8 protein-coding genes are annotated in these 13,005 nt (G+C 42.2%); 3 read left to right on the forward strand and 5 right to left on the reverse strand.

The window, feature by feature from the left end; genetic code table 11:
- The first annotated feature begins 55 nt into the window (after positions 1-55).
- The 3 genes from ACOFKR_RS13940 (at position 56) to ACOFKR_RS13950 (ending at position 5,955) form a co-directional block, all read left to right on the forward strand.
- Entirely contained in the window at positions 56-2,773 is a 2,718-nt protein-coding gene (locus ACOFKR_RS13940; RefSeq protein ID WP_419801414.1) for a tail fiber domain-containing protein, read from the forward strand.
- Positions 2,774-2,855: 82 nt separating this feature from the next.
- Positions 2,856-5,639: a T9SS type A sorting domain-containing protein gene (locus ACOFKR_RS13945; RefSeq protein WP_419801415.1), complete on the forward strand. Its 2,784-nt coding sequence runs from the start codon at positions 2,856-2,858 to the stop codon at positions 5,637-5,639.
- Positions 5,640-5,718: 79 nt separating this feature from the next.
- Positions 5,719-5,955: a hypothetical protein gene (locus tag ACOFKR_RS13950; protein ID WP_419801416.1), complete on the forward strand. Its 237-nt coding sequence runs from the start codon at positions 5,719-5,721 to the stop codon at positions 5,953-5,955.
- Here ACOFKR_RS13950 and ACOFKR_RS13955 read toward each other — a convergent pair.
- From ACOFKR_RS13955 to ACOFKR_RS13975, 5 genes are all read right to left on the reverse strand, one after another.
- Entirely contained in the window at positions 5,942-6,787 is an 846-nt protein-coding gene (locus tag ACOFKR_RS13955; protein WP_419801417.1) for an N-acetylglucosamine kinase, read from the reverse strand. The genes ACOFKR_RS13950 and ACOFKR_RS13955 overlap by 14 nt on opposite strands.
- Positions 6,784-7,170, reverse strand: a complete 387-nt coding sequence (locus ACOFKR_RS13960; RefSeq protein WP_419801418.1) for a response regulator — start codon at positions 7,168-7,170, stop codon at positions 6,784-6,786. Before ACOFKR_RS13960 ends, ACOFKR_RS13955 begins: the two co-directional genes overlap by 4 nt.
- A 64-nt stretch (positions 7,171-7,234) precedes the next feature.
- Positions 7,235-8,548: a TolC family protein gene (locus ACOFKR_RS13965; RefSeq protein WP_419801419.1), complete on the reverse strand. Its 1,314-nt coding sequence runs from the start codon at positions 8,546-8,548 to the stop codon at positions 7,235-7,237.
- A gap of 14 nt (positions 8,549-8,562) precedes the next feature.
- The gene (locus tag ACOFKR_RS13970) at positions 8,563-11,691 is read right to left on the reverse strand and encodes an efflux RND transporter permease subunit (RefSeq protein ID WP_419801420.1); all 3,129 of its coding nucleotides are present in this window, start codon (positions 11,689-11,691) and stop codon (positions 8,563-8,565) included.
- Between the two features lie 8 nt (positions 11,692-11,699).
- Complete coding sequence (locus ACOFKR_RS13975; protein ID WP_419801421.1) at positions 11,700-12,779, reverse strand: efflux RND transporter periplasmic adaptor subunit; 1,080 nt, start codon at positions 12,777-12,779, stop codon at positions 11,700-11,702.
- Positions 12,780-13,005 lie beyond the last annotated feature (226 nt).

The raw sequence follows: 13,005 nt of genomic DNA on the forward strand, positions 1-13,005 counted from the left end.
TTAACAATAACAAATCAGGCTTTAACCCCGTAGAAAAGCATAATCCGTTGTTGTTATGAAAATAAATCAATACTATAAAATACTTGCGGCACTGGTTTGTGTTTTGCTTGCCGATACTGCTTTTTCGCAAAACGTGGGCATAAGTTCCAGCAGCAGTTTTACCCCCGATGCTTCGGCTGGTTTGGATGTAAGTTATACCAATAAAGGTTTGCTTATGCCGCGTGTGGCACTTACGGCTACCAATGCTGCCGGGCCGATCACTTCTCCTGCAATATCGCTGTTGGTTTATAATACGGCCACGGCTGGCACCTCGCCTAACAATGTTGTACCCGGTTATTATTACTGGAACGGCACTGCCTGGACAGCATTATCTACCGGGGCGCAATCCGCAAATACTGCCTGGTCAACCACCGGAAATACAGGAACCAGTTATCCAACTAATTTTTTAGGAACGAAAGATAATAATGGGCTGCATTTTTTAACCAACAGTTTGCATCGTTTTCAAATTGATACCTCGGGAAGCGTAGCAGTGGGTTTAAACCCGATATTTAGTTCCGGTGCTGCACGGGAGAAATTTCTGGTAGATGCCGGTTCTACAACCAACAACCAAACGCCGGCAGGTGCCTTTAACCTGATTGCCGGGCGCGGATACCTGGATAATTATCTGCAGCTGAACATTCAAAACAATTCGCCTACAGCCAGTGCAAGTACAGATATAGTGGCAAGCAATGATGCAGCAACAGAAACAGCAAATTTTATAGATATGGGCATCAACAGCAGCGCAAACAATACAACAGGTGCTATTGGCGGACCCAGTACGGCTTATTTGTATGGCACCGGAAATGATATGGCCATAGGCAATGGAACCCCGAATAAAAACCTGATTTTTTTTACCGGAGGCATAAGCCCTTCTACCTATACAGAACGTATCCGGCTTGATGCAAGCGGCCGGGTAGGTATCGGTACAAACGCGCCGACATCAGATCTCACCTTGTTCCAAAGTTCTGGTACGGGCGGTACAAAAGGTTTCAGGTTTGCAGGAAATTCTATCGGAGCAGTAAACTCAGGTACCGGTTTCCTAATGTCATTAGGCTACAATGGTCCCGGCAATAAGCAACTCTGGCTGGGTGATCCGGACTACTCAGGAAATTCTACGGGAACATTTGTCCGTTTTGGCGTTGTTAACGGCAGTGCTGCTGTTTTTGATGCCGTAAGCGGTGACAACAGTGTGAGGAGATATCTGACACTTGGCGTTGGCGGTGATCCTAATTCAGGCGTAATATTTGGAAATGATAACAATCCGGCAGCTCCGGGTTCTATGGTTTGGACAAACGGGAATATGTCTATCGGCAACGGTTACAGGGCAAATGCTGCCCCGGCTAACGGACTTATAGTACAAAGCAAGGTAGGTATAGGCAATAATGCCCCAACCGAAATATTGGACGTAACGGGCAACTTAAAATTTAGCGGGGCATTAATGCCAAATAATGATGCTGGTACCAGTGGATATTTTTTACAATCTTCTGGCAGTGGCACAGCACCAACGTGGGTTAATCCGAGCAATGCAGTTACCTCACAAGCTTGGTCTTTAGCAGGTAATTCAGGAACTACTGCTGGTACAAATTTTATCGGAACAACAGATGCCACAGATTTTGTGGTTAAAACAAATAATGCAGAAATAGCCAGGTTTAATAGCGTAGGCAACGTAGGTATTGGTAGTTCTAGTTTTAACAGTTCAAACCCCGAGCAGCTTTTGGTTGATGCCGGTACAGCTTCTTCCTATAATGTTATAAGCGGAAAAGGAAGGCTTAACAATTATCTGCAATTAAACATTCAAAATACCAGTGCTGGTGGAAACGCAAGTTCTGATATTGTAGCAAGTAATAATACAGCAACCGAATCCGTCAATTATGTAGATTTAGGCATTAACTCGAGTGGAAACACCAGTACAGGTGTAATAGGGGGCGCAAGTACGGCTTATTTATATGGCACAGGCAATGATTTTGCAATAGGTAATGGCACATCGGGTAAAAACCTTCTTTTTTTTACCGGAGGTACGGGGTCTAATGAAAGAATGCGCATTGATGGCAGTGGCAATGTAGGTATCGGTACTACCCCTTCCCAAAAGTTAGATGTTAACGGAAATATCAACGCAGCCAGTTCAATATTTCTTGATGGCACCAATAGCAATACTGGAACTAAAACGCCCGGATTGTATTTTGGAGGATCGGGCAGCGGTGAAGTTATTGCTTCAAAACGTACTACAGGAACTGATCAATATGGCATTGACTTTTATACATCAAGTAACTTGCGCATGTCGGTTACTAATAATGGCAATGTTGGTATAGGTACTATTACGCCTGGTTCTAAATTAACCGTTGCCGGTGATATTGCCCCTGCCACTGATGCTGGTAGTAATTTAGGTACTTCTTCAGCACGTTGGAGTAACATTTATGCAGCAAATGGCACTATAAATACTTCTGACAAAAGGTTAAAAACCAATATTAAAAACCTGAATTATGGGTTGAAAGAAATTTTAGCACTACAACCTGTAAGCTATAATTGGAAGAAAACGCCTCAAACAGATAAACAACTTGGTTTAATAGCACAGGATGTTAGAAAAATAGTACCGGAAGTAGTAGTTGGTGATGAGGCTAAAGAGAACCTGGGAATGAAGTATGCTGAATTAGTACCTGTTTTAATCAATGCAATAAAAGAGCAGCAAAAGGAGATTGATGATTTAAAGAAGGCCGTTCAAAAACTTCAGAAGTAACAATTTTATCTTTTGATATCCTAATATTATGAGAATTGGTAAACTGGTAAATCGTGGAAATATATTACTCTTCCTCTGCATCATGCTTCTTTTATCAACCTTTTCTTCCGCTCAGGGTTTGATTAATAATGGCGCAAATATTGTCATGAACGGTACTTCTACCACTACCGCTAATGTTTATATGAATATTTCCGGAGGTACAACCGGAAATTACACCAGTACCGGAACCGGAATCATCAGCTGTACAAATATCGGTTATGATAGTAATGCCGACGGAAGTGCCAGCAGCAGTATCACTTTAAGCGGCAACTGGTATAACAACGCTGCAACCGCAGGTATAACCGGTAATGGGTTAACGGTAGTTTTTAACAATGCTTCAACTACACAAAGTATCGGCGGAAGTTCCGTCACTTCATTTTTCAACCTTTACTGCTCTGGTTCAGCCAAAACGTTTAACGCATCTTCTCCAGTTGCATTAATATTCCGCTTAAATTATAGTGTAAACTGCCCTGTAAACTATAGTAATATTACCTCCATTAACATCAATAAGTTATTTTTGGGTAGTAATCCTATTAATTCCGGAAGTATGCCGGTAACTATTGGTGATGACTATAACAACACTTCATCCGGTTATGCCGTAACTGGTGATTGGACTTATAACGGGTTAAACGGCGGCACTTTATCACTGGGTGCCTTAAATTATAATAACTTAATAATTTCATCTATCGATGGGGGTAATAAAACAGCACCTTTTAACGGAACCGCAACTGTTGCCGGCACTTTAACGGTAAATAATAAATGTACTATGCAAACGAACGGAAACCTAACCTTGCTTTCTACCGCAAGCGCAACCGCAAGTGTGGCAGCCTTAACCGGAACGGCCAGCATAACGGGCAACGTAAATGTACAGCGTTTTGTAGTTGGAAGTTACGGCCGGAGTTACCGGTTGATCTCCTCCCCTGTTTATAACAGTACTGGTTTTTATAACATTGCATCACTAATAGGTTATACGCCGATTACCGGTCCGAATCCCGGAACAGGGAATTTTGATGCTTCCAATACCAATAATGCTTCGGTTTGGATGTACCGCGAAGGCGATCCTTTTCCGGCAAACACGGTTATTAAGGACAGTGATTATAAAGGCATTTATTCCTTGTCAGAAAACATACCTGTTGGCACTGGTTTGCTTTTTTTTAATCGCGGCAGCCGCACCAATTTAAATACTAAATTAAGAGGGCCGGTTTTTCCCACACCTGATGATAATGCTATCGTTTTTACGGGTACACTTAATCAGGGAAATATCAGTGTAAAAGTACCTCAAAACAATATCAACAACTTCACTGTCAGCAGCCCTTATGCCAAAGAAAGCCCTGGCTCTTCCCTGCAAAGTGCTTATTACTACAAATACAACGCTTCCTATGCACCAGCTGCTAGTTTACAGCGCACCAATTGGTACGGTACAACCGGAGCGGCGGGCGACCAGGCCACAGATGGTTTTAACCTGATCGGGAACCCTTATGCCTCAACAATTGATTTGGATGCGGTAACTTTTGGCAGCGATGTAAACAACCTGGTTTATGTTTATAACCCGATAAACAAGCAATTTTCGTATTATACCAAAGGCAGTGCCACCAGCGGTCCTGTAGTTACAGATGGCAATGGTGCCAGCCGATATATTGCCAGCGGACAAGGTTTTTTTGCCAGATGCAACACGGTTGGTTCTGTTAATGCCGGGGTTACATTTTCAGAATCCAACAAAGTTTCTACCCAACTTACTGCGTCAACTTCTCCTGTATTGCTGATGAACGCGCGGCCAAAAGGCGGTTTAGAACTGCCGGTAAACATTATGGGCGCACCAACTGCTGGCATTTTCAGCACAAACCAGTCGTCTGGCATCAGCTCTGCCTTAATGCTGCAACTCAAAACAGACAGCAATAATTACGACGGGATTGGCTTGTTTTTCAACAAAAACTGGTCGGCAAAATTTGATCAGGAAGATGGTTCTGATATGGATGGCCTGTCTCCAAATGTTTATCTATCCAGTTATGGTACGGACAAAACCCGGTTGGCCATCAATAAAATGCCAAACATCAGCCCAAACATGCGTATTAAACTTTATGTTGATGCCGCCACAACTGCCAGCCAGCAATTGCTTGTTGCCAGCATGGCCAATGTTGCACCTAAATATACGATTTACGTTATTGATCATTATAAAAAAGATTCAGTGCAAATCGGTTTAAACAACGGTTATAATTTTAACATAAACCGTGCAGATACTTCTTCGCTTGGCGGAAACCGTTTAGAATTGGTGTTTAAGTTAAATCCGCAGGGAGCATATAAACTGCTCAGCTTTAGCGGCAAAATCAGCAGCAGGAACATCAGCTTAAACTGGACAACTAAAAACGAAGCTGCCTATACTGTTTTTACCATACAAAAAAGCACCGATGTCGGCAAAACGTTTACTAATATCGGCACGTTAAATGCCGATGGCAGCGGAAACTATAGTTTTACAGATACCGGTGCTGATAACGGCCTGATTTATTATCGCTTAAAACAAACCGTATTAGAAAACGAGGTAAATTATTCTGATCTGGTGACTTTTAGTTTTAAAGCTGTAAATGCCAATAGTTTTTATGTTTATCCTAACCCGGCAATCAACAGCATCCGGATAAATTTGCCCAAAAATTATAAAGGTAAATCAGATATCCGGATCATCAACCTGGCAGGCATAACTTTGCAAAAAGCTTCCGTAAGCAACAACTCACCGCAGTTTGATATCAGTGCTTTAAAGCCGGGCATTTATGTTATTGAGGCAAAAGATGCCAATCAGAATGTGATCGGACAGACAAAATTTATCAAATTATGATTCTGAAGATCAATAAAATCACTAAAATTTATCCCCTAAAAGAAGCATTAAAAACGAGTTTATTTTTAGATTTGTGCAGATGAAGTTAAAAAAGATGTCCCTGCTATGTTTACCGGTAATATTTTTATTGCTGATAAACGCAGCACCTTTAAAAGCCCAGGGTTTACCTTGCGGAGACCCGGACGTGGATTGCCCGATAGACGGACCGATCATTGTTTTTGCAATTGTAATGCTGTTTTTATCGGTAAAAAAACTGACTGCGGTTTACAAAACCAATGACAGGAAATTAAAACCGGGTAAAATCAGCCTCGTTTGAGGAGAAAATCCGTCAAATCATGTATCGGATGATTCATCATTTTCCCTATTTTAACCTGATACTGACCGCAAACTTCCTGCAGTTCTTCCTTAAAATTCCAGGCAATAGACCCTACAAAATGACATTTCAGGTTTTTATAATCCGGATAACTGATCACGTTGGTTTTTACAAATTCTGTAAGCCCGTTTTTAATCAGGTTTTTACCGTAATCGCTGCTTTTGACATCGCTTAAAAACATGGCAAAAGAAGCCAGGTAATAGTTAGCGCGCAGTTTGTGATATACATTTCCGATTACCGTTTCCTTATCAACCATAAACTTTTGTGCAAACAAGTTACTTTCGGTTTCAGGCATGTTGCCGTACAAATAATCGGTGATCAGCATTTTCCCGAAAAAACTTCCGGAGCCTTCATCGCCCAGGATATAACCTAAACCGTGTTTGCCGTCCCGGATGTTCTCCCCGTCAAAATAAGAAACGTTAGACCCAGTGCCCAAAATACAGCACAAACCAGACTCTTTGCCACAGGTGGCATAAGCAGAGCCCAACAAATCACTATCTACGCTGATATAAGCTTTTTTAAATACCTGACTAAGCACATTGGAAACCATTTCGCGCTTATCCGGACTGGAGCAACCGGCACCAAAATAATATATTTCTGTAGCGTCTTCTGCCTGGGCTGTCAAATCTTCCTGTTTGGTAATCAGCCGGAAGATTTCTTTTTCTGATAAAAAAAACGGGTTGATGCCGGCAGTTTTAAATTCTAAAACAGGCTTTCCGGGTGTAGTTAATATCCAGTCTGTTTTGGTAGAGCCGCTATCTGCAACTAAAATCATAAATTAATTTCTTCCAGCTTTCTGTGCGTAAGGGGTTTATATAAAAACTGGGTCACATACGGGCTTTCCATCACTTTACGATGATCAAAAGGATCAAGCGAGGAAGTTAAAATATAAATCATCGGTTTAAATTGAATGTCCAGCTTCAACTTTTCGTATTCCTTTAAAAATTCAAAAGCGTTCATTTGAGGCATCCGCACGTCTAAAAAAATCACATCCGGCTGATACTGGCCATTTTTTAATTCCATCAAAGCTTCTTCCGCAGACTCTTTTACAACCACTTTATCAGCAAAAAATTCATTTTCGATGATTTTTCGGTTAATCATGTTATCAATGTAATTATCATCGATTAATAAACACAATTGATATTTTGCATTTGACATAAGGTTACTTCAATTTAATACACGTTTACTATCATGCAATAACAATTCCAAATATCCTACAAACTCAGTTCAGAGAAATTGTACCGGTAATTTCTTTCAAACCTACCTCTGCAAGTTTGGTTTGGTATTGATTATTAAAAAAGCGGGTTTGCGCATCCAGATAGTTTCTCTGCGCCTCCCGTACTTCTAAAGGTGTTATATTGCCCAGCCGGTATTTTTCTAAAGAAATATCCAGGTTTTGTTTGGCTATTTCTACATTTGATTTTTCCAACCGGATCAAATCCAAACCTGATAAATAATCAATATACAACGAGTTAATCTGGGCTTCTACCTGCTGCTTTACACGCTCAAGCTGTATATCGGCACCGCTGACCTGCAATTTGGCCACGCGTTCCCGGCGTGTTTGGTTAAACCCGTCAAATATATTCACACTTGCGGTCAATCCATAATTTAAACCTTTAGTATTTTGAGTTCTGGTAAAACCGGCCGGGGTTTTACTGTTGCTGAAATTATAACCCGAGTTTACGCCCAGTACCGGATACCGTGTAGAACGTACCTGCCGCAGGGATATTTCAGATAGCCGTTTATTTATTTGTGAAATCAGGATGGCGGGGTTTTCCGTTTGCGCTTTGCTTAAAATATCGCCCAAAACTAATTGATCCTGGTTCCGAATAGTATCCGGAACAGAAAAATCGGTGGTTAAAGTGCGCACCAGCAAACGGTTCAGGCTGATTTTTGTGGTTTTGAAGGATTGTACCTGAACCAGGAAATTGGCCGTATCGGTATTAAAATTAACCTGCGCATTTAACACATCCAATTTTGAAGCACGGCCAACGCCGTATTTATCAGAAGCATAACGCAACTGCAGGCGCGAAATAGCTATTGCTTCTTTTAGCGATATAATTTGCTGATTTTGATTGACCAGATTGTAATAAGTGGTAATTACCGAAGCCAGCGTGCTTTGTACGGTGTCCCGCTCCTGCACCTGGCCTAATCTGTTCAGGGTTTTAAGCTGATCGTAATTGGCAAACATGGCAAAACCGTCAAAAAGCGTCCAGTTGATCACCGGCCCGTAACTGTTGCTGGAGTTGTGCAGGTTGTTCAGTTTATTCACTGTGCCATCTGATCTGGTTTGGTCAATATTCAAAACACTGTTTGTTGCAGAAACATTTGCGCTCAAAACAGGCAAATATCCGGCATTGCCTATTGTAACATTGGTGGCCGAGATTACGCTGTTGTTTTTGGCCAGCAGGATGTTGTAATTATTTTTAAGGGCGATGCTTACCGCTTCTTCCAAAGTAAGCAAAGGCGGTTTTTGTGCGAAGTTGTTTTCAGCCCAAAAAAACATCGATAAAAGAAGCATCAGGATAAATTTCATCAATTGCATCAGTATTAAAGTTGGTGCTCGGGCAGCAGTAATTGTTGGTGTTTTCCTTCGGGCTGAGCGGTTTCCGGTTCATCGTCCGGGTTGCGTTTTACTTTTGCAGAGAACACTACAAACATCACCGGGATAATATACAACGTAAGCACCAGCGAAAACAGCATCCCGCCCATAATCACAATCCCCAGTGAAACACGGCTTTTTGCACCGGCACCCAGCGCAAAAGCAATAGGCACGGCACCCAAAACCACCGCCAGACTGGTCATTAAAATGGGGCGCAAACGGGCAGTTGCTGCCTCAACCACAGCATCAAATTTGTTCAGTTTGGCATGTTCCATGCGCTGGTTGGCAAATTCTACAATTAAAATGCCGTTTTTGGTCACCAGGCCAACTAAAGTAATCATCCCGATTTCGCTGAAAATATTTAAGGTTTGGTTGAACAGCCAAAGTGACAAAAATGCACCGGCAATGGCCAGCGGAACGGTCAGCATTACCACAAAAGGATCAATAAAACTTTCAAATTGTGCTGCCAGAACCATATAAATCAGCAATAACGCAAATGCAAAAGCATATAAAATATTGGATGAACCTTCGGCAAAATCCCTTGACGGGCCAGCCAGATCAGAACTGAAACTGTCATCCAGCTTACTGGCTTTGGCAATACGCTGCATCTCTGCAATACCCTCACCGATAGTATAGCCAGGGGCCAAACCGGCTTGTACCGTAGCTGATTTGAACCGGTTATAATGATATATTGATGGCGGCGTAGAACTTTCTGTAACTTTAACCACATTATCCAACTGGATTAAAGCACCGTTGCTGCTGCGTACATAAATAGATTTTAAATCCAGCGGCTGGTCTCGGTTTGCACGATCTACCTGCGCAATAACCTGATATTGTTTACCGCTCATTAAAAAATAATCCAACCTGCCGGCACTATAATAAAGCTGGAGTGTTTGGGCAATATCGGCAACAGAAACACCTAAATCACGCGCGCGGTCGCGGTCTGTAGTGATTGAAAGCTGCGGTTTAGTAAATTTGAGGTTAACATCTACTATTTGAAAAACCTGGCTTTTGTTTGCTTCTGCCATAAAATCCGGAAGCACTTTCCTAAGCTTTTCAAAATCCTGGTTCTGTATCACATATTGCACAGGCAAAGAAGTCCTGGAACCGCTGCCGCCGCCGCTAATGGTTTGTTCCTGAATTACAAAAGCACGTGCATCCGGAAAACGCGCCAGGTTTTTGGTCATGTAATCTGCAATTTCCTGCTGGGAACGTACCCGCTTGTCTGGGTTGACCAAAGCAATCCTTCCATATCCGCCATTGATGGAAGAACCCGGCGAAACGATCGATAAATTGATTATTCTTTCAGGAATAGAATCTTCTACAAACTGGGAAACTTTGTTCATGTAACGCTCCATGAACTCATAAGATGCGCCCTCCGGGCCAGTTACGGTATAACGCAACATGCTACGGTCGTCCAGCGGTGCCAATTCCGAAGGCAGGGTTTTATAAATAATACCTACAATAATTATTGAAGCAACTAAAATTACGCCTGATATCCATTTATGCTTCATAAAGTTGAGCAATGAACTGGTGTAAGAGCTGGTCATGTTCTGAAAAAAAGGCTCCGTTTGCTCATAAAATTTAGATTTCTTTTGATTTTTACGGATCAGTTTTACATTGAGCATCGGTGTAAGCGACAAGGAAACGAAGGCAGAAATCAGTACCGCACCGGCAACCACAACTGCAAATTCCCTGAACAACCTTCCTGTAAACCCGGGCAAAAAAACAATCGGTAAAAACACTGCCGCCAATGTAACTGATGTAGAAATCACGGCAAAAAATATCTCTTCAGAACCTTCAAAAGCGGCTTTGCGGATATCCATTCCTTCCTCTACTTTTTTATAAATATTTTCGGTTACTACAATGCCATCATCCACCACTAAACCTGTGGCCAGCACAATCCCCAGCAGGGTGAGGATATTGATGGAAAACCCAAAAAGGTACATTAGAAAGAATGCACCGATCAGCGATACCGGAATATCTATCAATGGGCGAAAAGCAATAAGCCAATCGCGGAAAAACAAATAAATAATAATAACAACCAATACAAAAGAAATGAGCAAAGTTTCCTCCACTTCTTCTATCGATTGATCGATAAAACGGGTACTGTCCTGCCCGATTTCTACTTTTATATCTGCCGGCAAATCTTTTTTGACCTGTTCAAGTCTTTTATAAAAACTTTTGGCGATCTGTACATAATTGGCACCCGGTTGCGGCACAATACCCAGCCCTACTTCCGGAATGCCGGATTCACGGAGTGAAGTTTCTTCGTTTGCCGCACCCAAAATAGCATAACCTACATCGCTTAAATGGATCACGCGGTTACTGTCCGAACGAATAATAAGGTCGTTAAAATCTTTCTCCGTAGATAACTTTCCCAATGCACGTACCACGAGTTCTGTATTATTACCTTCAATTTTACCGGCAGGTAATTCTATGTTTTCTTTGGCTAAAGCAGCTTGTATATCAGTAGCCGCAAGGTGGTAGGCCGTAAGTTTATTGGGGTCAATCCACAGGCGCATGGCGTATTGGTGCGAACCGAGTACGTTTACCGCACTTACGCCCGGGATGGTTTGCAAAGCCTCCAGTAACACATTTTCGGCATAATCATCAATCTGCAAAATATTCCGCTTGGTACTGCTTACCGTAAGGATGATAATGTTATCAGCATTGGCATCAGCCTTGGTTACCACCGGCGGCGCATCGATATCCTGCGGCAGCTGGCGTTGTGCCTGCGAAACTTTATCGCGCACATCATTGGCGGCAGTTTCCAAGTCAGCGTCCAGATCAAACTCTACAGTGATATTACTTTGCCCAACAGAACTGGTGGAAGAGATATTACGGATGCCTTGAATACCATTGATTACTTTTTCCAATGGTTCGGTAATCTGCGATTCAATCACGTCAGAATTAGCACCGGAATAACTTGTACGTACAGAGATTATCGGCGGATCAACGGAAGGAAAATCCCGCGTCCCCAGAAATTTATAGCCGATAACCCCGAACACGACAATGGCAACAGACAGCACTGTGGTCAAAACCGGCCGTTTTATACTCGTTGAGGATAAACTCATATAAGTTTTTACTTAATAATCTTCACTATTTTCAATGGTACTTTCGGCTTCAACTGGATAATGCCGGAAACAATCACGCTGTCGCCGGGTTTTAAGCCATCGGTAATTTGGATACCTGTTGCCGTACGTACATCCGTTTTTACCTCACGCGGCTCTGCAACTCCGTTGGAAACCACAAAAACTTTATTTGATTTAATATCTGGTATCACAGATTCGGTTGGTACAAATATGGTTTTTGGGATTTGTTCCAGTGTTAAATTAATTTTGGCAAAACTGCCCGCCCTTAACAAACCTTTCGGATTTGCCGATTTTGCCCGCACGGTAATCGTGCGCGAAGTTTGATTGATGTTTGGCTCGATTGCATAAACCGTTCCGACAAAGTTTTGCGGAGAACTTTCGATATTGAAATGGATTTTACTGCCGGTTTTTATCAGCGGAAGATAACGCTCGGGCACAGAAAACGTAATTTTTGCCGGATCCATATTCACCAATGTGGCAATAGAACTGCTTGGCGAAAGATATCCGCCCGGACTTATGTTCCGCAAACCGATAATGCCCGAAAACGGCGCACGCACTTCGGTTTTTGCTATTTGTGCGCGGATCAGGTCGGCCTGTGATTTCAGCACATTTAAGGATGAAAGTGAAGTATCATATTCCTCCTTGCTTACCGCTTCTTTTTGCAGCAAAACCCGGTTGCGGTATTCTACTATTTCCGCCAGTTTTATCTGCACCTGAACCGATCTCAGCGAAGCATATTGATCCTGGTTATAAACTTTTACCAGCAGCTGCCCTTTGTTCACGTGCGTTCCTTCCTTAAAATAAATCCCGGTAATGTTGCCTGCCGTTTCGCTGCGCAGGTCCACCTGCTCGTTGGCATCAATCGTCCCGGTTATATCAATGGCGTTGCTAAAAGCAGTGTCTTTTACCAGCATCACATTTACCGGAACAGTTTTGTCCGGTTTTTTTCCGCCTTTGCGTGAAGCCGGTTCTATCTTTTTTTCTTTCGCACCGGCACCATAAAATTTATTGTAAACGAGGTAGGCAATCAGTAAAACAAGCAGTGGATAAACAATATATTTTAATTTCATTGATCGGTTTTGTCCCTTTTTTTCAAAAGGAAGGTTTAGGTGTAAATGTAATAAGCCGACAGTTTACGCTTTAAACCAAAATGCTATTTTTATACGATAAAAACAGTATCGCAACAGCAAACACTGATAATCTGTTTTCCGGCCGATCTTCACACTTTCAGGTTAACAAAACTATCAGATTCATGCACAATAGCTTTGCCTGTATCAACCATTTTACAACTTTGCC

This window comes from Mucilaginibacter sp. (assembly GCF_965201005.1).
In the GTDB taxonomy this organism is placed as follows: domain Bacteria; phylum Bacteroidota; class Bacteroidia; order Sphingobacteriales; family Sphingobacteriaceae; genus Mucilaginibacter_A.

What these genes read in the sequence shown, in the direction of transcription:
- ACOFKR_RS13940 (WP_419801414.1), top strand. Translation starts at nt 56, where the DNA reads ATGAAAATAAATCAATACTATAAAATACTTGCGGCACTGGTTTGTGTT.
- ACOFKR_RS13945 (WP_419801415.1), top strand. Translation starts at nt 2,856, where the DNA reads ATGCTTCTTTTATCAACCTTTTCTTCCGCTCAGGGTTTGATTAATAAT.
- ACOFKR_RS13950 (WP_419801416.1), top strand. Translation starts at nt 5,719, where the DNA reads ATGAAGTTAAAAAAGATGTCCCTGCTATGTTTACCGGTAATATTTTTA.
- ACOFKR_RS13955 (WP_419801417.1), bottom strand. Translation starts at nt 6,787, where the DNA reads ATGATTTTAGTTGCAGATAGCGGCTCTACCAAAACAGACTGGATATTA.
- ACOFKR_RS13960 (WP_419801418.1), bottom strand. Translation starts at nt 7,170, where the DNA reads ATGTCAAATGCAAAATATCAATTGTGTTTATTAATCGATGATAATTAC.
- ACOFKR_RS13965 (WP_419801419.1), bottom strand. Translation starts at nt 8,548, where the DNA reads ATGAAATTTATCCTGATGCTTCTTTTATCGATGTTTTTTTGGGCTGAA.
- ACOFKR_RS13970 (WP_419801420.1), bottom strand. Translation starts at nt 11,691, where the DNA reads ATGAGTTTATCCTCAACGAGTATAAAACGGCCGGTTTTGACCACAGTG.
- ACOFKR_RS13975 (WP_419801421.1), bottom strand. Translation starts at nt 12,779, where the DNA reads ATGAAATTAAAATATATTGTTTATCCACTGCTTGTTTTACTGATTGCC.